We start from the raw sequence: 25,147 nt of genomic DNA, 5'->3' as shown, positions 1-25,147 counted from the left end.
GCCGTTACGCCATGACCGATACCGAAGTAAAGGCGCCAAAGATCGAATTTCCGCAAACTGATTATCCGATTAAGGTGATCAGCGATACGGGCGTCGGCAACAAAGACAAGATCATCGACATCGTCAAGAAACACGCGACCATCAATGATGAGCGCATCGACGAGCGTCAAAGCAGCAACGGCAAGTACACCACCATCCAGTTGCACATCGTCGCGACAGACCAGGATCAGCTGTACAACATCAACAGCGAGCTGCGGGCTTCCGGTTTCGTGCACATGGTGTTGTGATGCCGGGCACGCTGGGCTTTCGCGAACTTGGCCAGATGGCTTACGAGCCGGTCTGGCATGCCATGCAACGCTTCACCAACGAACGCGGCAGCAATGCCGCCGACGAAATCTGGCTGGTCGAGCACCCACCGGTGTTCACCCAGGGCCAGGCCGGCAAGGCCGAACACCTGCTGCTGCCGGGTGATATCCCGGTAGTACAGGTCGATCGCGGCGGGCAGGTGACTTATCATGGCCCGGGCCAGTTGGTTGCCTACCTGTTGCTGGATGTGCGCAAGCTGGGTTTCGGCGTACGTGATCTGGTCACGCGCATGGAACAGTGCCTGATCGAACTGCTGGCCAGCTACGGCGTCACCGCCGCCGCCAAGCCAGATGCTCCCGGCGTCTACGTCGACGGAGCGAAAATCGCTTCTCTGGGTTTGCGGATTCGCCACGGTTGCTCCTTTCATGGCCTGGCCTTGAACGTGGATATGAACCTGGAACCGTTTCGACGGATTAATCCCTGCGGCTATGCCGGGCTGGCGATGACCCAGCTGAGCGATCACGCAGGATCGATTGAATTTGCCGAGGTAAGTGCCCGGCTGCGCGCGCAGCTCGTCAAACACCTCGACTATGCTGAGCAGACGACCCTGACGGGCGGAATCGACTGATATGACTACTGATGCAGTGCAAACCATGATCCCGACGCTCGACGTGACCGAGCGCCCGGCCCCGCGTCCCAAGGTTGAAGCCGGCGTCAAGCTGCGCGGCGCCGAGAAGGTTGCACGCATCCCGGTAAAGATCATTCCGACCACCGAACTGCCGAAGAAGCCCGACTGGATTCGCGTACGCATCCCGGTTTCGCCGGAAGTCGACCGGATCAAGAGCCTGCTGCGCAAACACAAATTGCACAGCGTCTGTGAAGAAGCGTCCTGCCCGAACCTGGGCGAGTGCTTCTCCGGCGGCACTGCGACCTTCATGATCATGGGTGACATCTGCACCCGTCGCTGCCCGTTCTGCGACGTGGGTCATGGTCGTCCGAAGCCACTGGACGTCAACGAGCCGGAAAGCCTGGCCATCGCCATCGCCGACCTGAAACTCAAGTACGTGGTGATCACCTCGGTTGACCGCGACGACCTGCGTGACGGCGGTGCCCAGCACTTTGCCGACTGCATCCGCGAAATCCGCAAGCTGTCGCCGAACGTGCAGCTGGAAACCCTGGTCCCGGACTACCGTGGTCGCATGGACATCGCCCTGGAAATCACCGCTGCCGAGCCGCCGGATGTGTTCAACCACAACCTGGAAACCGTGCCGCGCCTGTACAAGGCCGCGCGTCCGGGTTCGGACTACCAGTGGTCGTTGACCCTGCTGCAGCGTTTCAAGCAGATGATGCCGCACATTCCGACCAAATCCGGCCTGATGCTGGGTCTGGGCGAGACCGACGAAGAAGTCATCGAAGTCATGAAGCGCATGCGCGAACACGACATCGACATGCTGACCCTCGGGCAGTACCTGCAACCGTCGCGCAGCCACTTGCCGGTGCAGCGTTTCGTGCACCCGGACACCTTTGCCTGGTTCGCCGAAGAAGGCTACAAAATGGGCTTCAAGAACGTTGCTTCCGGCCCGCTGGTACGTTCCTCGTATCACGCCGACGAGCAGGCGAAACTGGTCAAGGCCGAGCTGCTCGGTTCCTGATCCGGCGCTGAGCGCTTTGCGAAAATACCCGCCTCGGCGGGTATTTTTGTTTGCGCCTGCCACGCACCCTTTTGTTTGTCTCTGGACCTGACTACTGTGTGTGCATGAGTTCACAGGGAGACCATGGATGACCGTTCGACCGACCCACAGCCTTTTTCCGCATACACCCGTACCGGCGCTGCCATCCGAAGGGCTGATCGGCGTGATTGCCCCCGCCGGCCCCGGCGCGCTGGACACGCAAAAGGCTATGCAGTGGATGCGCACCCGCGGTTATGCGCTGAAGGTGTTCCCCGGTGTCTACGAAAAGGATGGCTATCTGGCCGGCAGCGATGACGTACGCCTCAACGACCTGCATGCCGCTTTCGCCGATCCCGAAGTCGACGCGATCATCTGCCTGCGCGGCGGCTACGGTACGCCGCGCCTGCTGGACCGGATCGATTACGATCTGCTGAGTCGTCACGCCAAGCCGTTTGTCGGCTACAGCGACATCACCGCGCTGCATCTGGCAATCAGTCGCTACGCCGGGTTCGTGACCTTCCACGGCCCGCTGCTCAACGCCGATCTGTTGGGCGACAAGGAACCACCGACCGTCACCTCATTCTTCGCCATGCTGCGCGGTCAGTTGAAGGCGGGCAGTGTGCTGAGCCATCCAGTGGCTTATCCGTTGACCACGGTCGAACCGGGCCTCGCTCACGGGCGCTTGCTCGGCGGCAATCTGGCGATGATTGCCTCGACGCTGGGGACGCCTTATGAAATCGACGTGGAAGGGGTGATTCTGCTGATCGAGGACGTCAACGAGCCGCTGTACAGGATCGACCGCTTGCTCACGCAGATGCGCCTGGCCGGGAAGCTGGCCCGATTGCGCGGGGTGCTGGTCGGTGATGTCGCTGGTGTCGATGTCGAGGCGCTGAATCGCTTGCTCAAGCAGACCTTCGAACCGCTACGGATTCCGGTGCTGTCGGGGTGGCGCAGCGGGCATTGTGATCCGAACCTGACGCTGCCGATGGGGGCGCTGGTTCGCTTGGACGCAGGGAAGAAGGAATTGATGCTGGAGCAGGATGTGGTCACCCGATAATGCTCGGGTGACGCAAAAAGATCGCAGCCTTCGGCAGCTCCTACATTGGATTAGTGTTTACCCTGTAGGAGCTGCCGAAGGCTGCGATCTTTTGATTTTGCTTTATTGAGTACGCAGGCTCTCAAGCAACTTATGCGTCGGATACCCGTCCGCCGGCCAGCCAAACGCCTGCTGGGCACTGCGGATCGCCTTGCGCGTATTGGCGCCGATAATCCCGTCAGCCGTGCCTGCATCGTAATTACGCGCGCTCAGCAGGGTCTGCAATTCGATACGCTCGGTGCGGCTCAGTGGCAGGTCATCTTTCGGCCACGTGCCGTTGATCAGGCCAGCGCCATTGAAGCGCTCGGACAACAGGCTCACCGCCAGTGCATAGGATGACGAGTTGTTGTACTTGAGGATCGCCCGGAAGTTGTCGAGGATCAGAAACGCCGGGCCACGATAACCGGCGGGTAGCAGCAGGGCGGCGGACAACTGTTCCGAGCCGGCCGGTGCCTGAATGCCATTGGGCAGGCTCACGCCCAGTTGACGCCATTCAGCGACAGTTTTGCGAATCGCGCCATCGGCCAGGGTGTAGTTGAAGCTGTTCGGCAATTGCACTTCGAAGCCCCACGGTTGACCACGCTGCCAGCCGGAGCTTTGCAGGTAGTGCGCGGTGGAGGCCAGCGCATCGGCCGGGCTGCCCCAGATGTCGCGGCGACCGTCACCGTCGAAATCCACCGCGTGGGTATTGTAGGTGGTCGGAATGAACTGGGTCTGGCCCATCGCACCGGCCCACGAGCCCAACATCTTCTCTGGAGTGATATCGCCCTGTTGCAGGATCTGCAGCGCCGCAATCAGTTGCGCATGGGCAAAGCCCGGACGACGACCTTCGTAGGCCAGGGTCGCCAGCGAGTTGATCACTGACTTGGTGCCCTGGAACTGGCCGAAATTGCTTTCCATGCCCCACACCGACACCAGTGCCTGACGATCGACGCCATATCGCTGTTCGATGCTTTGCAGGATGTCGGCGTACTGACTGATCAGCGCCTGGCCCTTGCGCACTCGCAGTGGCGAGAGGGCGCCATCGAGGTATTCCCACACCGGACGTGAGAATTCCGGCTGGCTGCGGTCGGCCTTGATCACGCTGGCATCGAAGCTGACATTGGCAAACGCGCGATCGAACAGCTCGGCGCGGATCCCGGCCGCCAGGGCATCCTTGCGGAAACCGGCCTGCCATTCGGCAAAGGTCTGAGTGGGCTGAAGATCAAGAGGGTCGGCGGACGGCACTACCGGCGGAATGATTGCCGGGGCTGTTGCGACAGGGGCGGCTTGGAGAGGTTGCGCATCGGCGGCGGTAGGTTTTTCCGCGCAGGCGACAAGCAGAATGAAGCTGGAGGCAGCGATCAGTTGGCGAACGGGCCAACGACGGGAAAGACGAAAGGGCATGCACGGTTCCAGGGGATACGATTCAGGTACAGACCTTAACATGACCGGGGGGCACTGCGCTTCAGGCAGCCAGAAAGTAAGAAGCCTCCCAGCTGTCAGACTGGAAGGCTTCGCGGCGGTAGCTGCCTTTGCCCTTGGTCGGTCGTTCCTGGCGGCTGCGGAACAGGGGTTGGGCAATAATGGATTTGGCCTTGTTCGGGCCATGTTTCGATGGCTTTTTGCTCATGAGGGTTCTCTCGAGTGAGTGGTTTTGCAGAGCAAATAATCTGCCGATGTTGGACGTCTGTCCAGTCCCTGATAGGTAGGAGTGTTCTCACGCTTTCGCGAGCAGGCTCGCTCCCACATTTGGAATGATTTTCAATGTGGGAGCGAGCCTGCTCGCGAAGGGTCGTTTGCGGTATGACAGATTATTCGGCGGGCAGCGAAAGGCGTTGGCCCGCCATCAACAACGCCAATCGGCTCAGGCTCATCCATGGCGAACCAGCGGCCTGACCCTTGATTTGCGCGTCAATGCGCTGGGCCTCCAGCAGCAACTGCGCCCAGCGTGGCGCCGAGTAGCGTTGCAGGGCTTTGCTCATCAGCGGTTTGCGTTTGTCCCAGACCGGCGGTTTCGCCTGACTGAAACACTTGTCCAGCGGCGTGCCCTGGCTGTACTGCAGCGAGATATTGGCCAGCAGGCGCAACTCCCGTGCCAGCGCCCAGAGAATCACCGGTGGCTCGACGCCTTCACCGCGCAGGCCTTCGAGCATGCGCAGGGCGTGGGCCGGTTCGCCGTTGAGTACGGCATCGGTCAGGCCGAACACGTCGAAGCGCGCACTGTCGGCCACCGCGGCCTGCACGGTTTCGACGGTGATCTGCCCACCTTCGGCCATCAGCTTGAGCTTTTCGATTTCCTGCGCGGCGGCGAGCAGGTTGCCCTCCACGCGTGCGGCAATCAGTTCGACCGCGTCCTGACTGGCCGACAAACCGGCTTGCGACAGACGCTGGCGAATCCAGCTCGGCAGCTGATTGGCATCCACCGGCCAGATCTGAATGAACTGGGTCTGCTGACCTTCGACCAGCGCCTTGCCCCACTTGGTCTTCTGCGCACTGCCGTCGAGCTTGGGCAAGCTGATCAGCAGCACGGTGTCTTCAGCGGGGCGTGAGCAGTATTCGATCAGTGCGGCAGCGCCCTTGTCACCGGGCTTGCCCGAAGGCAGGCGCAGTTCCAGCAGGCGTTTTTCGGCGAACAGCGACATGCTGGCGCCGGCCTGCAACAAGCTCCCCCAATCGAAATTGGCGTCGGCGGCGAACACCTGGCGTTCGTCGAAACCTTGTTGGCGGGCAGCACTGCGGATGGCGTCGGCGGCTTCCTGACACAACAGCGGGTCATCGCCGCTGATGATATAGACGGGCGCGAGCGCGCCTTGCAGGTGTTTGCCGAGTTGAGCGGGAGCGAGCTTCATAAGAGAGGGCGAACGGGGCGCCTCAGCGCCCCGTACGTCTTACTGCTGCGGCAGTTCGAGCGGCGACTGACGCGGGGTTTCCGCTTCAGCCTTCTGTGCCGCCTTCAGTGCATCGGCTTCAGCCCGGGCACGGTCGTTGGCCGCTTGCTGCAATTGCTGCAGTTGGCCCGGCGTCAGCTGTTGCAGGCGCAGCATCATGCGCTGAACCAATTCGCGACGGGTTTCGCGACGGGCGTCGTTGGCTTCCTGATCGGAGCCGACGAGGTTGTTGCCGTCGTGAATGAACACTTTCTGCACTTCGAGCTTGTCGCTCAGCAGGTTCAGATTGTGTTCGCCAACGATGTCGTAGTTCAGCACGGTGCTGACCTGGTATTCGCCCGTACGGCCGGCCCCGGCGTAGCTGAGGATGCGCTGGTTTTCCTGTTCGTCAGCCAGATACAGCTTGTACGGTGCGCCGCTGTAGACCTTGACGCCGCTGGACTCGAGCACCTGACGCAGCTGGGTGACGGTCTCGCCATAAGCGTTACGGGCGCTCAGATCGAGCTCCTTGATCGACAGTTCGTTGGTGCCGGTGCCACGCAGCTGGAAACCGCAGGCGCTCAGCAGAACGGCGAGGCCCATCACCAGCAGATTGCGTTTGATCATTGTGTTGCTCCCCTTGAAACCATGTGGGCCGACCCTGCGGCCCGAAAGGTTTTACAGTGCGTCAGGCGAGCCTGACGCCCAATCCAATTTAGCTGGCGACGATGTTAACCAGTTTCCCTGGTACAACGATCACTTTGCGAATGGTCAGACCGTCGACGAAACGCAGCACGTTTTCGTTGGCGCGGGCCGCCGCTTCAACTTCTTCGCGGGTGGCGCTGGCCGGCATTTCGATCTGGCCACGCAGCTTGCCGTTCACTTGAATGACCAGTTGCAGGCTGTCCTGCACCAGTGCGCTTTCATCGACCGCAGGCCAGCCGGCATCGATCACCGGGTCAGCGTGGCCCAGTTGATTCCACAGCTCATGGCTGATGTGCGGCGTGATCGGAGCCAGCAACAACGTCACGGCTTCCAGACCTTCGTGAATCAGCGCGCGGTCCTGTTCGGTGCCTTGCGCGGCTTTTTCCAGCACGTTCATCAGCGTCATCACCTGAGCGATGGCGGTGTTGAATTTGTGGTTTTGGCCGACGTCGTGACTGGCCTGCTTGATGGCCAGGTGGATGGCGCGGCGCACGGCTTTCTGCTCGTCGTTCAGGCCGGCGATGTCCAGCTTGCCCGGCAGGCCCTGGGTCACATGGGCCTGCGCCAGACGCCAGACGCGCTTGAGGAAGCGGTGCGAGCCTTCAACGCCGGAGTCCGACCATTCGGCGCTCATGTCCGGCGGCGAAGCGAACATCATGAACAGGCGGCAGGTGTCGGCGCCGAACTGATCGATCATCGACTGTGGGTCGACGCCGTTGTTCTTCGACTTGGCCATTTTCTCGGTGCCACCGATTTCCACCGGCAAGCCGTCGGATTTCAGTTTGGCGCTGATGACCTTGGCTTTGCTGTCGCGCTCCAGTTCCACGTCCGCCGGGTTGAACCAGGTGTAGGCACCGTTGGCTTCGCGACGATAGTAAGTCTCGGCGATTACCATGCCCTGGGTCAGCAGGTTCTTGAACGGCTCGTTGGAGCTGACCAGACCTTCGTCACGCATCAGCTTGTGGAAGAAGCGCGCGTACAGCAGGTGAAGAATGGCGTGTTCGATACCGCCGATGTACTGATCCACCGGCAACCAGTGGTCGGCCGCGGATTTTTCCACCAGGCCACCTTCAAAGTGCGGCGAGGCGTAACGGGCGTAGTACCACGAGGACTCGACGAAGGTGTCCATGGTGTCGGTTTCACGCTTGGCAGGCTGGCCGCATTTCGGGCAGCTGCACTCGTAGAATTCCGGCATGCGCGCCAGCGGCGAACCGGCGCCGTCCGGCACCACGTCTTCCGGCAGCACCACCGGCAACTGGTCTTCCGGCACCGGCACGTCACCGCAGGTGGCGCAGTGGATGATCGGGATTGGGCAGCCCCAATAGCGCTGACGGCTGATGCCCCAGTCGCGCAGGCGGAACTGGGTACGCGAGGCGCCGAGGTTTTTCTTGATCAGGGCGACTTCCATGGCGTCGAAGGCGCCGGTGAAGTCCAGACCGTCGAACTCGCCGGAGTTGATCAGCGTGCCGTGCTCACCGTAGGCGTCTTGCCACGGAGCCGGGTTGGTGTCGCCGGAGCTGGTGCGCACCACCGATTTCACCGGCAGGTTGTACTTGTGGGCGAATTCGAAATCGCGCTCGTCGTGCGCCGGGACCGCCATCACGGCGCCGTCGCCGTAATGCATCAGCACGTAGTTGGCGACCCATACCGGGAGTTTTTCACCGGTCAGCGGGTGCTCGACGAACAGGCCGGTCGGCAGGCCTTTCTTCTCTTGAGTGGCGACGTCGGCTTCAGCGACGCTGCCGCCCTTGCATTCGGCGATGAACGCTTGCAGCTCAGGATTGTTCTGCGCGGCCTGGGTGGCCAGCGGGTGCTCGGCAGCCACGGCAACGTAGGTCGCGCCCATCAGGGTGTCCGGACGGGTGGTGAAGACCTTGAGGGTGCCGGCTTCGCCGATCGAGTCGACGTTGTACGGGAACTGCACTTCCATGCCGCGGGATTTGCCGATCCAGTTGCGCTGCATTGTCTTGACCTGTTCCGGCCAGCCCGTCAGTTCGTCGAGGCTCTCCAGCAGCTCATCCGCGTAAGCGGTGATCTTGAAGTAGTACATCGGGATTTCGCGCTTTTCGATCAGCGCGCCGGAGCGCCAGCCGCGACCGTCGATCACCTGTTCGTTGGCCAGCACGGTCTGGTCGACCGGGTCCCAGTTCACGGTGCCGTTCTTGCGGTAGATCACGCCTTTTTCGAACAGGCGAGTGAACAGCCATTGTTCCCAGCGGTAGTAGTCCGGCTTGCAGGTGGTCACTTCACGGGACCAGTCCACCGCCAGGCCCAGGCTGCGCAGCTGGGATTTCATGTAGGCGATGTTTTCGTAGGTCCACTTGGCGGGCGCCACGTTGTTCTTCATCGCGGCGTTTTCCGCCGGCATGCCGAAGGCGTCCCAACCCATCGGTTGCAGAACGTTCTTGCCTTGCATGCGCTGGTAGCGGGAGATCACGTCGCCGATGGTGTAGTTGCGCACATGCCCCATGTGTAGCTTGCCGCTGGGGTAAGGGAACATCGACAGGCAGTAGTAGGTTTCCTTGCCTGGCTGTTCACTGACTTCAAAGGACTTTTGCTCGTCCCAGAACGACTGGGCGGCGGCTTCGATTTCACGGGGCTGATATTGTTCGTGCATGGCTACTTTTGTACTGGATAGGGGTGGCCTAATCCTCTTCAACGCGCCCTCCGGGGGATGCTCCGGACAGGCTGGAAGTGGAATGACAGGAAGCGCCGTAGCATACATGACCGCGCTTGGCCTAGGGAAACCCTGATTACAGCTGTCTGGCCCCCGAAAACCGTGGCGAGGGCCGTTGGTCGCGGCGTTCAGCCGGTTTGTGCAGCGAAGCTAAGCTCTTATTGGGGAGTGAGTCTTATCTTCAATGAGGTGAGGGATGGTGGAGCAACGGCAAAAAAACGTGACGAAACCCGAGTTGTACGAACGGTTGATGGATCGTCTGGGCATGGCGCTCGACGCTGCCAAAACCGCTGGCCGGCTGCGCGACGAGCGCCCCGTGGAACTGGAATTGCGTGGCTTGAGCCCCGCCGAGTTCAAACTGGTCAAGGCCTATCTGGATCGCAGTGAGCGTGAAGCGCATGGATACCTGTCGCAGGCAGTGAAACAGCTCGATACAGCACATTCAGCCAAGGTCATCTGGCTCAAGGACAAGGCGCCCGGCAGAGACACCGTCAAGGTTCGTTCTGTACAGGCCAAGTAAACGCATGGCAGGTCAAATAACGGATCTTTTCCAACAGGATCCTGCCTGTCGGTTGTAACGCATCATTAACACTCTTAGGCTTCGGGCATCTCTGGAGATGCCCCGATGCCTTTTCGTTACTTCATCAAACAACTTCTGTTGCCGCCCGGCATTCTTTTGCTGCTGTTGCTGGTCGCCTGGTGGCTGCGCCGTTCCCGGCCGCGACTGGCCGGCCTGTGCTTTGCCCTGGGGTTGGGTGGTTTCTGGCTGATGAGCCTGCCGGTGGTCGTGCAGTGGGGCGCCAAGGCACTGGAACGTGAGCCGCCGCTGCCCCGTGATGCCTGGTCAATCCTGGCGCAGCGGGCCGATGCCATTGTGGTGCTGGGTTCCGGGCGCGAGCGCGGTGATCTGGCCTGGGGTGAGGATCAGCCGACTGGCGTGGGGCTGGAGCGTCAGCGCTATGCGGCGCGACTGGCCAAGGCCTCCGGGCTGCCGATTCTGACCAGCGGTGGCCTGCATTACGGCACGCCGCCGACCGAGGCGAAGCTGATGGCCGATTCACTGCGCGATGATTTCGGCGTGACCACGCGCTGGCAGGAAGGTGAGAGTCGCACAACCTGGGAAAACGCCAAATTCAGCGCCGACATCTTGCTGCCCCAAGGCATAAAACGCGTGGTCGTGGTCACCCAGGCCTGGCATATGCCGCGCGCCGTGTGGTGTTTTCAGCAGGCAGGATTTGAGGTGGTGCCGGCGCCCGTAGGGTTTCTCGGGACCGATAATGCGCGACCGTTTGGTGGCTGGCTGCCGGAATTCAAGTCGATCTGGCAGAGCGGACAGTTGCTGAATGAGGCGGTGGGGCAGGTGGGGTATTCGTTGTTTTACCGCTAAGAGCACTGTTTTGAGAGGGCTTCCGTGGCGAGGGGATTTATCCCCGATGGGTGGCGAAGCCGCCCCAAAACCTGCATCTCGGTCTTTCAGGTAAATCGAGTGCAATGGATTTGCGATGACTGCGTCATCGATCGGGGATAAATCCCCTCACCACAGTGTTTATGGACTGCTTTTAAAGGGTTTTCGACATCCGGCTTGCCATCAGCGCCCAGCCAAACAGCAGCACACAGACGATGATCAGCGGCCACGAGCGCCATTGCAGGTACGGCGTCAGGTTGTGCATCGGCACCACTTCGCCATACAAAATGCCCTGCTCGAACTGCGGGATCTGCTCGGTGATCTGCCCGAACGGGTTGATCAGTCCGGTCACGCCATTGTTCGTAGCACGGATCATCCAACGGCCCGCTTCAAGTGCGCGCATCTGCGCCATTTGCAGGTGCTGCAACGGCCCAATCGAGGTGCCGAACCAGGTGTCGTTGCTGATCGTCAGCAGCAAGTCGCTGCGTGCCGACAGACCTGCAGCGAACTCCGGGTACACCACTTCGTAGCAGATGAATGGCGCAATCTGATAACCCTTGGCCTGCAGCAGCGGCTGATCCGCCGGACCGCGAGCGAAGTCGGACATCGGCAAGTCAAAGAACGCGATCAAGCCGCGCAGCAGATCCTGCAACGGCACGTATTCGCCGAACGGCACCAATTTCTGCTTGAGGTAGGTACCATCGCCTTCGCCGACCACGGTAATGCCGTTGAAGAAGCGTTTTTCGTGACGAACCGTCTCGCGGATCGGTACGCCGGTGATCAACGCCGATTTACGCTCGGCGGCGAAGTTACCCATCATGTTCAGGTAGCCCTCGGCGGACTCCTTGAGCACCGGCACTGCGGTTTCCGGCCAGATCAGCAGGTCCACCGGTTTGGAGCGGAAACTCAGGTCGCGGTACAGCGCCAGTTGCGCATTGAGCTGCGCCGGGTCCCACTTCATGCTTTGTTCGACGTTGCCCTGAATCGCAGCAACGCTCAGTGCCGGACCGGACGGACTGGTCCAGGCGTGGCCCTTGAGCGCAATGCCCGCCACCCATGGCCCGACCAGCAACACCAGGCCAGCCGCGATAAAGCCCTTGCGACCGGATTGCAACAAACGGGGCGTGTTGTAGATCAGCGCTGCAGTCAGCGCCAGAGCGAACGATACCAGCCACATGCCGCCGACCGGCGCGAGCCCGGCCAACGGGCCTTCGAGTTGGCTGTAGCCGGAGTAGAGCCACGGGAAACCGGTGAGGAACCAGCCGCGAAAGGCTTCCTGGCCGACCCACAACGCAGCAAACGCCAAGGCATCGGCCAGCGGTGCTTCATTGCGGCGCAACCAGCGCGCCCAGACCCAGGCGGGCAGGGCGAAGAAGAACGCGATCGCTGCGGTGAACAGCAGCATCAGGAACCCGGCCAGCAGCACCGATGCGCCACCGAAATGGTGGATGCTGTAGTAGATCCAGCTGGTGCCGGCACCGAACAGGCCGAAACCGAAGCACCAGCCACGCCCCAGCGCCTGACGCGGTTTCAGCTCACGCAGGCCGGCGTAAAACAGGCCGACCGCGAGCAAAGCCAGCGGCCAGATGTTGAACGGGGCCAGGGCGAAGGTAGTGATTGCACCGGCCGCCACGGCCAGCAGGTTACCGGGCCAGCCGGGGCGGGTTGTCCAGCGCATTTCAGTCCTTAGATTTAACGAGCGATTGGCGTAAGTCGCAGCAAATGAATCCGACGGCTGTCGGCGTTCAGGATGCGGAAACGATAGGCGCCGATTTCAGTGATTTCGTTACGTTTTGGCAAGTGCCCGAACGCGCTCATCACCAGACCGCCGACGGTGTCGAACTCGTCGTCGGAGAATTCGCTGTCGAAGAACTCGTTGAAGTTCTCGATCGGCGTCAGGGCCTTGATCAGGAAGTCACCGCTGGGCAGCGGCTTGATGTAGCTGTCTTCTTCGACGTCGTGCTCGTCTTCGATGTCGCCGACGATCTGTTCCAGCACGTCTTCGATCGTGACCAGACCAGCCACGCCGCCGTATTCGTCAATGACGATAGCCATGTGGTTGTGATTGGCGCGGAATTCACGCAGCAACACGTTCAGACGCTTGGACTCCGGTACGAAGGTGGCCGGGCGCAGCAGGTCCTTGATGTTGAAGCTGTCGCCGTTCTCCTTGAGGATCAGCGGCAGCAGGTCCTTGGCCAGCAACACGCCCATCACGTCGTCGTGGCTTTCGCCAATGACCGGGTAGCGAGAGTGCGCCGAGTCGAGCACGGCCGGAAGGAATTCACGAGGGGTCTGGGTCGCCTTGATGCTGATCATCTGCGAACGCGGGACCATGATGTCGCGTACTTGCAGGTCAGCCACCTGAATGGCGCCTTCGACGATGGCCAGCGCTTCGCTGTCCAGCAGTTTGTTCTGATGTGCATCACGCAGCAGCTCAAGCAGCTCCTGACGGTTCTTCGGCTCGTGGGCAAAAGCCTGGGTCAGTTTACCCAGCCATGACTTCTGCCCGTTGCTCGATCGATCTTCGCTCATAGCGATTACTCTGAATCCTTTGTTGTAACGATAGGGGATGTTTCGGTTTCGTCGTCCGCGTACGGATCGGGGTAGCCCAGTTCGGCAAGCAACTCGCGTTCCAGTGCTTCCATTTCTTCAGCTTCGTCGTCATCTATATGGTCGTAACCGAGCAGATGCAAGCAGCCGTGAATGACTAGATGTGCCCAATGGGCCTTGAGTTCCTTGCCTTGTTCGGCAGCTTCGCGTTCGACCACCGCCACGCAGATCACCAGATCGCCGAGCAGCGGTATGTCGAGGAATTCGTCCGGGACTTCCGCCGGGAACGACAGGACGTTGGTCGCGTAATCCTTGTGGCGCCAGGTGTGATTGAGTTCGCGGCCTTCTTCCTCGTCGACCAGGCGAATGGTCATTTCCGAGTCGGCGCTGCGCTGGCGCAGAGCCAGTTCGCACCATTGGCGGAACTCGGTTTCACTCGGGGCGCTCGCTTCGGTGGCGATTTGCAGATCCAGCTCAAGCATCGCGCGAGGTTTCCCTGGCGGCTTCGGCACGGGTCTCGAAGCGTTCGTAGGCCTCGACGATCCGCTGCACCAACGGGTGGCGCACGACGTCTTTGGGCTGGAAGTGGGTGAAGCTGATGCCCGGAACATCCTTGAGTACTTCGATCACATGATGCAGGCCGGACTTGGTGCCGCGCGGCAGGTCGACCTGGGTGATGTCACCGGTGATCACGGCGGTGGAGCCAAAGCCGATCCGGGTCAGGAACATTTTCATCTGCTCGACGGTGGTGTTCTGGCTTTCGTCGAGAATGATGAAGCTGTTGTTCAACGTACGACCGCGCATGTACGCCAGTGGCGCGACTTCGATCACCTGACGCTCGATCAGCTTGGCCACGTATTCGAAGCCGAGCATCTCGTAGAGCGCGTCATAGAGCGGGCGCAGGTACGGGTCGATCTTCTGCGCCAGGTCACCGGGCAGGAAGCCGAGCTTCTCACCGGCTTCAACCGCCGGACGTACCAGCAGGATGCGGCGGATCTGCTCGCGCTCCAAGGCATCAACGGCGCAAGCCACAGCCAGATAAGTCTTGCCGGTACCGGCCGGGCCGATGCCGAAGTTGATGTCGTTGCCGAGGATTTCCTTCACGTAGCGCAGCTGATTCAAGCCACGGGGGCGAATCATGCCTTTCTTGGTGCGCAGGGCGACGGAGGCTTCAGCGGGAGCGTGATTGTCCAGTTCGACGACGGCCGATTCCTGGAGGAACAGGTGCACCATGTCCGGCGACAGCTCGGTACCCTTGGTTTCGCGGTACAGGCGGCGCAGCAGGTTTTCCGCAGACGTGGTGTGCTTAGGGTCGCCGATCAATTCGAACTGGTTTCCGCGATTGCGGATCTCGATGGCCAGGCGCTGTTCGATCAAGCGCAGATGCTCGTCGAACTGCCCGCACAGATTGGCGAAGCGGCGAGCCTCAAAGGGCTCGAGGATAAAACGATGTGGTTCTATGGGTGCGTTCAAGGTCGTATTTAGCCGCCCTGGGGCAATTAAGATGAAATCAAGGATAACGCCAGTGGCGTGGGTGCGAAAGCTCTTAAATATCGATGCGAGTTTGGAGCGCCTTTCTGTGGCGGGTGGAGTTCTCTGTGGCGAGGGGATTCATCCCCGATGGGCCGCGGAGCGGCCCCAAAGCCAGAGCTCTTGGTATGGCAGATTCACCGCAACTTCAGCGTTGGGTCGGCTGCGCCAACCATCGGGGATAAATCCCCTCACCACAACAGTCCTACTACAGAAGGCGCGCGATGTTATTGGACCAGCGAGCCGCGCAGCGAGTGCGGTTGCGCCGCGTCGATGTGCACGTCGGCGAACTGGCCGATCAGGGTCGGATTATCGCAGCGGAAGTTGACGATACGATTATTCTCGGTGCGCCCTTGCAGCTCGCCCGGGTCTTTCTTCGAATAGTCAGTAACCAGAATGCGCTGGATCGAACCGACCATTTGTCGGCTGATCTCGAACCCTTGCTGATTCAAGCGATGCTGCAAGGCGTTCAGGCGTTCTTTCTTCAGCTCTTCCGGGGTGTCATCGGCCAGATCGGCCGCCGGCGTGCCCGGACGCTGGCTGTAGACGAACGAATAGGAGAAGTCGAAGCCGACATCGGCAATCAGCTTCATGGTTTGTTCGAAGTCTTTTTCGGTCTCGCCCGGGAAACCAACGATGAAATCCGAACTGATGCAGATGCCCGGCACGGCAGCGCGCAATTTGCGCAGCTTGGACTTGTACTCCAGTGCGGTGTGGTTGCGCTTCATTGCGGCCAGAATTCGATCCGAGCCCGACTGCACCGGCAAGTGCAGGTGTTTGACCAGTTCCGGCACTTCGGCGTGGGCCTGGATCAGGCTGTCGGAGAACTCCAGCGGGTGCGAGGTGGTGTAGCGGATACGGTCGATACCGTCGACGGCGGCGACCACGCGGATCAGCTCGGCCAGATCGGCCAGACGCCCATCGTGGGTCAGGCCGCGATAGCCGTTGACGTTTTGCCCCAACAGGGTCACTTCACGCACGCCGTGTTCGGCGAGGTGGATGATCTCGGCGATCACGTCATCGAACGGCCGGCTGACTTCTTCACCACGGGTGTAAGGCACCACGCAGAACGTGCAGTATTTGCTGCAGCCTTCCATCACCGACACGTAGGCGCTCGGGCCATCGATGCGCGGCTCGGGCAAGTGGTCGAATTTCTCGATTTCCGGAAACGAGACGTCGACTTGCGGCAGCTTGCTGCTGCGCGCGGCGTCGATCATTTCTGGCAGGCGGTGCAAGGTCTGCGGGCCGAACACCACGTCGACGTACGGGGCGCGATCACGGATCGCCGCGCCTTCCTGGCTGGCCACGCAACCGCCGACGGCGATCACCATGTCCGGGTTGGCCAGTTTCAGTTCGCGCCAGCGGCCGAGCTGCGAGTACACCCGATCCTGGGCGCGCTCGCGGATCGAGCAGGTATTGAGCAGAATCACGTCGGCATCTTCAGCGCGCGCGGTGACTTCCAGGGCCTGATGTTCGCCCAGCAGATCGACCATGCGCGAGCTGTCGTACTCGTTCATCTGGCAACCGTGGGTTTCGATGTAAAGCTTCTTGGCCATGGAGTAGGGTCGTCACGTGATTCAAAGAACCCGGCATTATAGGGAACAAGCCCTCAGGTTCCTACCGCTGCGCGTCCGGTGGCTATGCTATAGTTTGCGCCCTCATTTTTATCCCCGATGTTATCCCCCCGCCATGACCAAACGCGAAGCTCCAATCTATAAGGTGATTTTCCTCAACCAGGGCCAGGTGTTCGAAATGTACGCCAAGCAGATCTATCAAAGTGATTTGTGGGGTTTTCTGGAAGTGGAAGAGTTCGTCTTTGGCGAGCGCACGCAAGTGGTGGTCGATCCGAGCGAAGAGAAGCTCAAGGCGCAGTTCGAAGGCGTGGTGCGCAGCTTTGTGCCGATGCATTCGATCGTGCGCATCGACGAGGTGGAACGTCTGGGCACCCCGAAAATCAGCGAAGCCCGCGGCGCGGTCGGCAATGTGATGCCGTTTCCGATGCCGATGCCTGAGAAGTAAGCCCGGATCTGGATTTGAAATGATTTGTGGCGAGGGGATTTATCCCCGATCGACTGCGAAGCAGTCGCAAGTCCATTCAGCAAGGTATGTCAGAAGGAACTTGATTGCAGGGTTTTGGGGCTGCTACGCAACCCATCGGGGATAAATCCCCTCGCCACGAAAGCTCTTATGGCAATGGCGAAAACGGCGTACGCCCATCGGCGTTCTGCAGTTCCATCAGGTATTTACGGAAAATTTGCCCCAGCACCTGGGTCGCGGTTTCGAGGTCTTCGCGGGACATTTTTTCGGAGACTTCGTCGGCGGTGTCCAGCGCATCTTCGGCGCCGTTGACCGCGGCCATCTTCAGCACGATGTACGCCTGAATGTTGTTGGCCTGCACGCCTTCACCGTGGAAGAACATGGTGCCGAGCTTGAACTGCGCCTGAGCGTGGCCTTGCAACGAGGCCTTTTCGAAATAGCTCAGGGCTTGATTGAGATCGCGTGGCGCATTCTTGCCGTCGTAGTAGAACTCACCCAACTCGTATTGCGCTTGTGCATCCCCTTCGTCCGCCGCTTTCTGGCAGGCGGCCAGTGCCTGCGTGACGTCTTGCGGCTGGGTATTGAGGGTGCAACGACCCATCGCCGGGATCAACAACGAGTTGCCGCCTGCTTGTGCATGCGCGAGCAGGGGCTGAAGGAGCAACAGGCAGCCCAAGGCAAGGGTGCGGCCGGTGCGGTTCATGGGAATCGACTTACCTCTGAAGGGCACGCGGACCCATCGAGGGATCCAATAAGCGCGCATTATGAAATAAGCAGGGCCAACCTTACAAAGTCTTTACTCGTTTTTCTGCTGCGCGGGGAATATATCGCCCACTTTCTTGCCGATTTTTAGCAGAGGCGTGGGAAAAACGGCTTGGGTGTAGGTAAAAGCTGACGCTGGCGATGGCCAACGTCAGCGGCACGGCGATTACTTCAGTGCGGCGAAGGCGCGCTCGGCAGCGTCCAGAGTGATTTTCAGCTCGGCTTCGCCGTGGGCGATCGAGGTGAAACCGGCTTCGAATGCGCTCGGCGCCAGGTACACGCCACCTTCGAGCATCAGGTGGAAGAAGCGACCGAACAGCGCAGCGTCGCTGGCCATCACGTCTTCAAAAGTGACGATGTCGTCGGCACCGCTGAAGTACAGGCCGAACATGCCACCCGCTTGCGTGGTGACGAACGGAATGCCCGCCGCATCGGCGCGTTGTTGCAGGCCATCGAGCAGGCGCGTGGTGTAATCGGTCAGCTCGGCGTGGAAGCCCGGACGGCTGATCAGGCGCAGGGTGGTCAGACCGGCGGCCATCGCCAGCGGGTTACCCGACAGGGTGCCGGCCTGATACACCGGGCCCAGCGGCGCGATGCGCTGCATGATTTCACGCTTGCCGCCGAAGCAGCCGACCGGCATGCCGCCGCCGATGATCTTGCCGAACGTGGTCAGATCCGGGGTTACGCCGTAGTACGCCTGAGCGCCACCGAGGGCCACACGGAAACCGGTCATCACTTCGTCGAAAATCAGCACCACGCCATGCTTGTCGCACAGCGAACGCAGGCCTTCGAGAAAACCCGGTGCCGGCGGTACGCAGTTCATGTTGCCCGCCACTGGCTCGACGATGATGCAGGCGACATCCTGACCGACTTCGGCGAGCATCTTCTCAACCGCGTCGATGTCGTTGAACGGCAGGGTCAAGGTGTGTTTGGCAAATGCTGCCGGTACACCGGCGGAGCTCGGCACGCCTTGAGTCAGTGCGCCGGAACCGGCCTTGACCAGCAGGCTGTCGGAGTGACCGTGGTAGCAACCTTCGAACTTGATGATGCTGTCACGACCGGTGTAACCACGGGCCAGACGGATTGCGCTCATGGTCGCTTCGGTGCCGGAGCTGACCATGCGCACCATGTCCATCGACGGCACCAGCGAGCAGACCAGATCGGCCATCTCGGTTTCCATCGCGGTCGGCGCACCGTAGGACAGGCCGTGTTGCAGTTGATTGCGCACCGCGTCGAGCACATCCGGGTGACTGTGGCCGAGGATCATCGGCCCCCACGAACCGACGTAATCCACATAACGCTTGTCGTCTTCGTCAGTGACGTAGGCGCCTTCGGCATGCTTGAAGAACAGCGGTGTGCCGCCCACGCTCTTGAACGCGCGAACCGGCGAGTTCACGCCACCGGGAATGTGTTTCTGGGCATTGGCAAACAGGGTTTCGGAACGAGACATGTTCGGGTTCTCAAATCAGATTTTCAGAAGTTCGTTGAAGGCGCGGGCGCGGCGGGTCACTTCGGCGGTGCTCTGGGCACCGAACAAGCCGTGGACCACCGCCAGCAGGTCGACACCGTGGGCCACCAGCGGCGCGGCGTTGTCGAGGGTGATGCCGCCAATCGCGCAGACCGGCAGATGCAGCTTGCGTTTGGCCTCGTCGAGCAGATCGAGGCTGCAGCTTGGCGCGCCGGGTTTGGTGCTGGAATTGAAGAAGCGACCGAAGGCGACATAACTCGCGCCTTCTTTGGCGGCTTGCTCGGCCAGTTCGAGTTGCGCGTGGCAGGTCGAACCGATGATGGCTTTGGAGCCGAGCAGGGCGCGGGTCGGCGACAGCGGGCCGTCGGTCTGCCCCAGGTGCACGCCGACGTTCAGGCGCGCGGCCAGTTCGGCGTCATCGTTGATGATCAACTGCGTCTTGTAACGCTCGCACAGATCACGCAAAGCTTCGGCCTCGCGCAGGCGGCGGGCCTCGTCGCTGCTTTTGTCGCGGTATTGCAGCAGGGTGACGCCGCCTTCCAGCGCCGCCTCCACGTACGACAGAAACTTGCCCGCCAGCAACTGGCTGTCGGTGATGGCGTACAGGCCACGTAGTTTCATCAGGCAGACCTCACGGCGTTACGAGCAAAAATCCAGCGGCAGACGACGCGGCACAAACTGGCCTTTGCCCAGTTGTTCGGCATCGCGCAGGGTGCGCCAAGTGTAATCCAGCGCGGTACGCACGGCGCTGGCGAGGTGTTCGCCCTGGGCCAGACGACCGGCGATAGCGCTGGCCAGGGTACAACCGGAGCCGTGATAGCTGCCTGGCAGACGCTGGCAATAGAAGGTTTCACGCAGGCCGTCACGGCCGTACAGGCGATTGTGGATTTCAGTTTCGTCGCCGTGGCCGCCGGTGATCAGCAGGTTTTTGACGAACGGCAGGAGTTTTTCCGCGCATTCGTCCGCGGTGCCTTCGGGCAGTTCGGCAAGAATCCGCGCTTCGGGAAGGTTGGGGGTGGCAATGATCGACAGCGGCAGCAGACGCTCGCGCATCGCGTAACCGACTTCATCCTTGCCCAGTCGTCCGCCGCCGCCGGCACGCAGCACCGGGTCACAGACCACCGGCAGGTGCGGGTGCGCAGAAAGCAGTTCGACCACAGTGTCGACCATTTCCAGCGAACCGAGCATGCCCAGTTTGACCGCTGCGACTTCGGAGTCGTTGAGCACGGCATTGGCCTGGGCCAGTACCCACTCACGGTCGAGGACGCGGAAGTCAGTGACATTGACGGTGTCTTGCACGGTCAGGGCGGTGACGGCCGGAGCCGCATGGCAACCCTGCGCAAGCAAGGCTTCGATATCTGCCTGCAAGCCGGCGCCACCACTGGGGTCGTGGCCGGAGAGACAGAGGACAACGGGGCGGGAGCTGTAGATATTCATGGTGCGCGAGCTTACCACCAAACCTGATTTTGGGGTTCAGTCCTGAAAGCGTTTGGCTAGAGATTGTCTGACACATTGCGGCCATTAGTCGGGTAGCAATGGTGGCGAGGGGATTTATCCCCGATGCGCTGCGAAGCAGTCGCAAATCCATTCTACGAATCGTGTCTGAAAGAATCTGGTTGCATGGTTTGGGGCCGCTTCGCGACCCATCGGGGATAAATCCCCTCGCCACAGAGGTATGCACAACATGCGCCGTTGTAGCGAGTTGACCAACTCAACAGCTCTAGTCCGCAGCTTTGCTCTGAAACGCCCGTTCTAGAGCCTTTGCAGGAAAAATTTCGATGGTGCTCAATGGCCATCAACGGCTATGCTAGTCTGGATCCAAACCAATAACAGGTAATACCGGTTTTACGTCTACTCAAAGGGAATGGGGGGCTTCCTGACACAACCGGACGAGCCACGCTGGGGCTTCAATGCGCTATTTGCTGATGTTGCTGTTCTGCTTGCCCCTCCTCGCAAGCGCCGTCGAGTTCGACGAAAATACCCAGAGCCTCCCGCTGGGCCGCTCCTTGCAGGTGTTCGAAGACCCAAGCGGTCAGGCGAACATCGCCGACGTTCGCGCTCAAGCGGCGGCGGGCAATTTCAAACCCCACGACAAAGCCACGCTCAATGCCGGTTACTCGCGCTCGGCGTTCTGGCTGAAGATCGATCTGCATTACCGTCCGAACAATCCGGCCGCGCAGCGCACCTGGCTGCTGGAGCTGGCGTATCCGCCGCTGGATCACCTCGACCTTTATATGGCCGATGCCAATGGCGACTATCGGCTGATCCGGCAAACCGGTGACGCCTTGCCGTTCGCCAGCCGCGAAATCCGTCAGAACAATTACCTGTTCGACCTGACCTTCGCCCCTGACCAGCAAAAAACCGTGTACCTGCGCCTGGCCAGTGAAGGTTCGATTCAGGCGCCGGTGACGTTATGGTCGAGCACCGCGTACCTCGAAGATCAACCGGTGCGCCTGTATGTGCTGGGGATCATCTATGGCGTGCTGCTGGGGATGCTGGTCTACAACCTGTTCATCTACTTGAGCGTGCGCGACACCAGCTACCTTTACTACATCTTCTACATCGCCTCGTTCGGCCTCTATCAACTGTCGGTGAACGGCGCGGCGGTCGAGTATTTCTGGCCGGACAATCCGTGGTGGGCCAACGCCGCCACGCCGTTCTTCATCGGTTGCGCCGGGCTGTTCGGCAGCCAGTTCGCCCGCAGTTTCCTGCAGACCAGAACCCACAGCCGCTGGCTCGACCATTTGCTGATCGCCCTGATCGCGTTCGGTGCGCTGGTGGTCGGGCTGTCGCTGATGACCAGCTATGCGCTGTCGTTGCGCCTGGCGACCCTGTTGGCGCTGGTGTTCACCGTGGTGATTTTCGCTGCCGGGATCCTCGCTTGGTGGCGCGGCTTGCGGGTAGCGCGTTACTTCATTATTGCCTGGTCGGCGTTTTTGCTCGGCGGTATCGTCAACACGCTGATGGTGCTCGGCTTGCTGCCAAACGTATTCCTGACCATGTACGCCAGTCAGATCGGCTCGGCGATCGAAGTTGCGCTGCTGTCGTTGGCGCTGGCCGACCGCATCAACGCGATGCGCGAGCAACAGGCGCAGACCCTGTTCGATGCCGGGCAGAAACTCGAAGTGCTCAACCAGCAACTGGCGCACAGCAACAAGCTCAAGGATGAATTCCTCGCGACCCTGACCCACGAATTGCGCACGCCGATGAACGGCGTGATCGGTTCGCTGGAACTGATGCAGACCGTCGAACTGGAGCCTGAACTGGAGCAATACCAGCAAACCGCCGCCGGTTCTGCGCGGGACATGATGCGCATGGTCAATGGCATCCTCACCCTCACCGAATTGCAGGCCGGCAAGCTGAAAGCGACGCCGGGCAGCTTCAGCCTGCGTGCGGTGGTCGAGGCCTTGCGCGTGCAGTTCGACGGCAACGCGGCGAGCAAGTCGCTGGACTTCAAGGTCGAGGTGCTGCCGACCCTGCCGGATCGCTTGCACGGCGACAGTGCAAAACTGGCGCAGTGCCTGGAGTGCCTGCTGGACAACGCGATCAAGTTCACCCGGGTCGGTGGCCTGGCGCTGCGCGTCACCGGCAAGCCGGCGGCGGAAAACCGCTTGGCGCTGTCGTTTGCGGTGATCGACACCGGCATCGGTTTCACCGATCTGGGCGAGGCGACGCTGTATCAGCGCTTCTTCCAGCTCGACGGCTCGATGACCCGCGAATACGGTGGCCTGGGCGTGGGGCTGGCGATCTGTCGGCAACTGGTGGAGTTGCTCGGCGGCAAGCTCACCCATCGTTCCGAACCCGGGCGTGGCAGCCGTTTTCAGCTGGACGTCGAGTTCGAACTGCCGGCGGTCGAAGCGGCGCCGAACCCGGCCCCGCTGCAGGAGCGGATCCGTGCGCCGCAGGACTGCACGGTATTGCTGGTCGACGACAACAGCGTCAATCAACTGGTGATGCGCGGCATGCTGCTCAAGCTCGGTTTCCGCGTGCGCACGGCGGACAACGGCGCGGCGGCACTCGATTGCCTGCAACGGGAAAACTTCGATGCGGTGCTGATCGATTGCCAGTTGCCCTCCCACGAAGGCGCGTCGCTGTGCTGCCAGATTCATGCGTTGCCCGGCTGCGCCAGTCTGCCGGTGTTCATGCTGGCGCAGGGCACGGATCGCGAGCATTGCGCGCCGGGTACGCGCATCGATTACCTGAACAAACCGGTGAAATTCGAAGACCTGCAGACGGCGCTGGAGCGTCGGGTGCTCAGCGCGTAACAGGGTGAAAGCGCCGACAGTTCGGCGCATATGACACTTTGATCAGTCACGGGCCAGTGCTTAACTGGATTCCTTGGCTGACCAAAGGAGCCGCGTCATGAACCTGCATCAGTTCGCCGAAACCCACGAAGTCACCAACCAGCCGCCATCGCTGGATGGCGCCAACCTGTACCGCATCGACCTGCCATTGCAGGAGTGGTCGCGCCGCTTTGGCGCCGGTTGGGCCGAGTCGCGGATCGATGCCTACGGTGCGCTGGCCGGCGGACCGCTGATGGCCGCCGGGTTCCTCGCCAATCAGAACAAACCGGTGTTCGTCAGCCATGACCGGTACGGCCATCGCATTGATCTGGTGGAATTTCATCCGGCCTATCATGAGCTGATGCGCACCGCGATCGAACATGGCCTGACCTCGTCACCCTGGACTCATCCGCAGGACGGCGCGCATGTTGCCCGCGCCTCGATGAGCTATCTGCACAGCCAGGCCGAGGCGGGTAGCGGTTGCCCGTTGACCATGACGTTCGCCAGCGTCCCGGCCCTGCGTTTGCAGCCGGATCTGGCCGAACAGTGGCTGCCGAAAATCCTTGCCACCGAGTACGACCCGCGCAATGTCGGTATGGCGCACAAGGCCGGCGTGACCATCGGTATGGCGATGACCGAGAAACAGGGCGGCACCGACGTGCGGGCCAATACCACCAAGGCTTACCCGGTGGGTGCCAGTGGCCCGGGCCAGGCCTATGAACTGGTCGGGCACAAGTGGTTCTGCTCGGCGCCGATGTGCGATGCGTTTCTGACCCTGGCGCAAACCGACAAGGGTCTGACCTGTTTCCTGCTGCCGCGCCATCGTCCGGACGACACGCGCAATCAGTTCTACATCCAGCGCCTGAAAAACAAACTCGGCAACCAGTCCAACGCCTCCAGCGAAGTGGAGTTTCGCGGCGCGCTGGCATGGATGGTCGGCGAGGAGGGGCGCGGCGTACCAACCATCATCGAGATGGTGGCGATGACCCGTTTCGATTGCATGGTCGGCTCCAGCTCGCTGATGCGTCAGGCGCTGACTCAGGCCAGCCATCACTGCGCGCACCGTTCGGTCGGCGGCAAGCTGCTCAGCGAGCAACCGTTGATGCAGAACGTGCTGGCCGATCTGGCGCTGGAAAGCGAGGCCGCACTGGCGCTGAGCCTGCGCATGGGCAAGGCGCTGGATCATCTGGATGACCGCCACGAAGCACAATTCGCCCGGCTGGTGACGGCAGTGGGCAAGTACTGGATCTGCAAACGTGCCCCCGCAATGATCAACGAAGCCGCCGAGTGCATGGGCGGTGCCGGGTATGTCGAGGAGAGCATCCTGCCACGGCTGTATCGCGAAGCGCCGGTCAACTCGACGTGGGAAGGCTCGGGGAATGTGCAGTGCCTCGACGTGTTGCGCGCACTGTCGAAAGAGCCGGGTGTGCTCGATGTGCTGTTCAGCGAGTTGGGCAACGGCCATGGCGACAAGCGTCTGGCCACGCATATCCAACAGTTGCAGGCGCAGTTCAAGGACACCGGCGATATTCAATACCGCGCGCGGCAACTGACTGAAGATATAGCGCTGGGGTTGCAAGCCAAGTTGTTGCTGGAGGCGGGTAATGCGGCGGTCAGTGATGCGTTTATTGCCAGCCGTCTGAACGGTGGCGGCCGGGTCTATGGCGCATTGCCGCGGGGCCTGGACGTCGAAGCCATCGTCACCCGCTCAACCCCCCAAGGGTTCTGACCCCACACAAATCCCCTGTAGGAGCTGCCGCAGGCTGCGATCTTTTGATCCTGATCTTTTTAAAAGCAAGATCAAGAGAT

23 protein-coding genes are annotated in these 25,147 nt (G+C 61.0%); 9 read left to right on the top strand and 14 right to left on the bottom strand.

The window, feature by feature from the left end:
- The first annotated feature begins 11 nt into the window (after nucleotides 1-11).
- The 4 genes from ACYZUM_RS22745 to ACYZUM_RS22730 all read left to right on the top strand — a co-directional run bounded on the left by ACYZUM_RS22745 (nucleotide 12) and on the right by ACYZUM_RS22730 (nucleotide 3,033).
- The gene (locus ACYZUM_RS22745) at nucleotides 12-287 is read left to right on the top strand and encodes a DUF493 domain-containing protein (RefSeq protein WP_027612895.1); all 276 of its coding nucleotides are present in this window, start codon (nucleotides 12-14) and stop codon (nucleotides 285-287) included.
- The gene (gene lipB, locus ACYZUM_RS22740; protein WP_025108695.1) at nucleotides 287-934 is read left to right on the top strand and encodes a lipoyl(octanoyl) transferase LipB; all 648 of its coding nucleotides are present in this window, start codon (nucleotides 287-289) and stop codon (nucleotides 932-934) included. Before ACYZUM_RS22745 ends, lipB begins: the two co-directional genes overlap by 1 nt.
- Before the next feature lie 25 nt (nucleotides 935-959).
- Complete coding sequence (gene lipA, locus ACYZUM_RS22735; protein WP_160768663.1) at nucleotides 960-1,958, top strand: lipoyl synthase; 999 nt, start codon at nucleotides 960-962, stop codon at nucleotides 1,956-1,958.
- 127 nt (nucleotides 1,959-2,085) lie between these two features.
- Nucleotides 2,086-3,033, top strand: coding sequence for a S66 peptidase family protein (locus ACYZUM_RS22730; protein WP_108183907.1), 948 nt, complete (start codon nucleotides 2,086-2,088; stop codon nucleotides 3,031-3,033).
- Nucleotides 3,034-3,135: 102 nt separating this feature from the next.
- On the opposite strand, the gene ACYZUM_RS22725 is transcribed toward ACYZUM_RS22730, so the two are convergent.
- The 5 genes from ACYZUM_RS22725 to leuS all read right to left on the bottom strand — a co-directional run bounded on the left by ACYZUM_RS22725 (nucleotide 3,136) and on the right by leuS (nucleotide 9,243).
- Nucleotides 3,136-4,458, bottom strand: coding sequence for a lytic murein transglycosylase (locus ACYZUM_RS22725; protein WP_108183906.1), 1,323 nt, complete (start codon nucleotides 4,456-4,458; stop codon nucleotides 3,136-3,138).
- A gap of 61 nt (nucleotides 4,459-4,519) precedes the next feature.
- Nucleotides 4,520-4,684, bottom strand: a complete 165-nt coding sequence (gene arfA / locus ACYZUM_RS22720; protein ID WP_003228536.1) for an alternative ribosome rescue factor ArfA — start codon at nucleotides 4,682-4,684, stop codon at nucleotides 4,520-4,522.
- Between the two features lie 181 nt (nucleotides 4,685-4,865).
- A complete protein-coding gene (gene holA, locus ACYZUM_RS22715; RefSeq protein WP_108183905.1) occupies nucleotides 4,866-5,903 on the bottom strand; it encodes a DNA polymerase III subunit delta in 1,038 nt (345 codons plus the stop codon).
- Nucleotides 5,904-5,942: 39 nt separating this feature from the next.
- A complete protein-coding gene (locus ACYZUM_RS22710; RefSeq protein ID WP_108183904.1) occupies nucleotides 5,943-6,548 on the bottom strand; it encodes an LPS-assembly lipoprotein LptE in 606 nt (201 codons plus the stop codon).
- Between the two features lie 88 nt (nucleotides 6,549-6,636).
- Nucleotides 6,637-9,243 carry a leucine--tRNA ligase gene (gene leuS, locus ACYZUM_RS22705; RefSeq protein WP_108183903.1) on the bottom strand — a complete coding sequence of 869 codons (2,607 nt, stop codon included), beginning with the start codon at nucleotides 9,241-9,243 and terminating at the stop codon, nucleotides 6,637-6,639.
- 256 nt (nucleotides 9,244-9,499) lie between these two features.
- Between leuS and ACYZUM_RS22700 the strand changes: the two genes are divergently transcribed.
- Nucleotides 9,500-9,823, top strand: a complete 324-nt coding sequence (locus tag ACYZUM_RS22700) for a hypothetical protein (protein WP_047296802.1) — start codon at nucleotides 9,500-9,502, stop codon at nucleotides 9,821-9,823.
- A 105-nt stretch (nucleotides 9,824-9,928) separates the two neighbouring features.
- Nucleotides 9,929-10,690 carry a YdcF family protein gene (locus ACYZUM_RS22695; RefSeq protein ID WP_108183902.1) on the top strand — a complete coding sequence of 254 codons (762 nt, stop codon included), beginning with the start codon at nucleotides 9,929-9,931 and terminating at the stop codon, nucleotides 10,688-10,690.
- A 172-nt stretch (nucleotides 10,691-10,862) separates the two neighbouring features.
- Here the strand turns inward: ACYZUM_RS22695 and lnt are convergent, their stop codons facing one another.
- The 5 genes from lnt to miaB all read right to left on the bottom strand — a co-directional run bounded on the left by lnt (nucleotide 10,863) and on the right by miaB (nucleotide 16,344).
- Nucleotides 10,863-12,386 carry an apolipoprotein N-acyltransferase gene (gene lnt, locus ACYZUM_RS22690; protein ID WP_108183901.1) on the bottom strand — a complete coding sequence of 508 codons (1,524 nt, stop codon included), beginning with the start codon at nucleotides 12,384-12,386 and terminating at the stop codon, nucleotides 10,863-10,865.
- A gap of 14 nt (nucleotides 12,387-12,400) precedes the next feature.
- The gene (locus ACYZUM_RS22685; protein WP_003228526.1) at nucleotides 12,401-13,240 is read right to left on the bottom strand and encodes an HlyC/CorC family transporter; all 840 of its coding nucleotides are present in this window, start codon (nucleotides 13,238-13,240) and stop codon (nucleotides 12,401-12,403) included.
- A 5-nt stretch (nucleotides 13,241-13,245) separates the two neighbouring features.
- The gene (gene ybeY / locus ACYZUM_RS22680) at nucleotides 13,246-13,740 is read right to left on the bottom strand and encodes an rRNA maturation RNase YbeY (protein WP_041065031.1); all 495 of its coding nucleotides are present in this window, start codon (nucleotides 13,738-13,740) and stop codon (nucleotides 13,246-13,248) included.
- Nucleotides 13,733-14,731 (bottom strand): PhoH family protein, encoded by a 999-nt coding sequence (locus ACYZUM_RS22675; RefSeq protein ID WP_097089326.1) that lies wholly within the window; start codon nucleotides 14,729-14,731, stop codon nucleotides 13,733-13,735. The genes ybeY and ACYZUM_RS22675 overlap by 8 nt, the downstream gene beginning before the upstream one ends.
- Before the next feature lie 284 nt (nucleotides 14,732-15,015).
- Nucleotides 15,016-16,344, bottom strand: a complete 1,329-nt coding sequence (gene miaB / locus ACYZUM_RS22670) for a tRNA (N6-isopentenyl adenosine(37)-C2)-methylthiotransferase MiaB (RefSeq protein WP_108183900.1) — start codon at nucleotides 16,342-16,344, stop codon at nucleotides 15,016-15,018.
- 133 nt (nucleotides 16,345-16,477) lie between these two features.
- On the opposite strand from miaB, the gene ACYZUM_RS22665 reads away from it, so the two are divergent.
- Nucleotides 16,478-16,807, top strand: a complete 330-nt coding sequence (locus ACYZUM_RS22665; RefSeq protein ID WP_003185742.1) for a DUF1820 family protein — start codon at nucleotides 16,478-16,480, stop codon at nucleotides 16,805-16,807.
- 166 nt (nucleotides 16,808-16,973) lie between these two features.
- On the opposite strand, the gene ACYZUM_RS22660 is transcribed toward ACYZUM_RS22665, so the two are convergent.
- The 4 genes from ACYZUM_RS22660 to ACYZUM_RS22645 all read right to left on the bottom strand — a co-directional run bounded on the left by ACYZUM_RS22660 (nucleotide 16,974) and on the right by ACYZUM_RS22645 (nucleotide 20,492).
- On the bottom strand, nucleotides 16,974-17,528 hold the full coding sequence (locus ACYZUM_RS22660; RefSeq protein WP_047296791.1) for a tetratricopeptide repeat protein: 555 nt from the start codon (nucleotides 17,526-17,528) through the stop codon (nucleotides 16,974-16,976).
- Between the two features lie 225 nt (nucleotides 17,529-17,753).
- Nucleotides 17,754-19,037, bottom strand: a complete 1,284-nt coding sequence (gene hemL / locus ACYZUM_RS22655) for a glutamate-1-semialdehyde 2,1-aminomutase (protein ID WP_086793045.1) — start codon at nucleotides 19,035-19,037, stop codon at nucleotides 17,754-17,756.
- Between the two features lie 15 nt (nucleotides 19,038-19,052).
- The gene (gene thiE / locus ACYZUM_RS22650; protein ID WP_041065048.1) at nucleotides 19,053-19,676 is read right to left on the bottom strand and encodes a thiamine phosphate synthase; all 624 of its coding nucleotides are present in this window, start codon (nucleotides 19,674-19,676) and stop codon (nucleotides 19,053-19,055) included.
- Between the two features lie 18 nt (nucleotides 19,677-19,694).
- Nucleotides 19,695-20,492 carry a hydroxymethylpyrimidine/phosphomethylpyrimidine kinase gene (locus tag ACYZUM_RS22645; protein WP_108183899.1) on the bottom strand — a complete coding sequence of 266 codons (798 nt, stop codon included), beginning with the start codon at nucleotides 20,490-20,492 and terminating at the stop codon, nucleotides 19,695-19,697.
- A 473-nt stretch (nucleotides 20,493-20,965) separates the two neighbouring features.
- Between ACYZUM_RS22645 and ACYZUM_RS22640 the strand changes: the two genes are divergently transcribed.
- Together ACYZUM_RS22640 and ACYZUM_RS22635 are read left to right on the top strand one after the other, a co-directional pair.
- Nucleotides 20,966-23,320: a hybrid sensor histidine kinase/response regulator gene (locus ACYZUM_RS22640; RefSeq protein ID WP_142579974.1), complete on the top strand. Its 2,355-nt coding sequence runs from the start codon at nucleotides 20,966-20,968 to the stop codon at nucleotides 23,318-23,320.
- Between the two features lie 97 nt (nucleotides 23,321-23,417).
- Nucleotides 23,418-25,067, top strand: a complete 1,650-nt coding sequence (locus ACYZUM_RS22635; RefSeq protein WP_108183897.1) for an acyl-CoA dehydrogenase family protein — start codon at nucleotides 23,418-23,420, stop codon at nucleotides 25,065-25,067.
- The last annotated feature ends 80 nt before the right edge of the window (nucleotides 25,068-25,147 follow it).

The organism is Pseudomonas sp. m6p (genome assembly GCF_055760375.1).
This window is presented reverse-complemented; position numbering and strand designations above follow the sequence as displayed.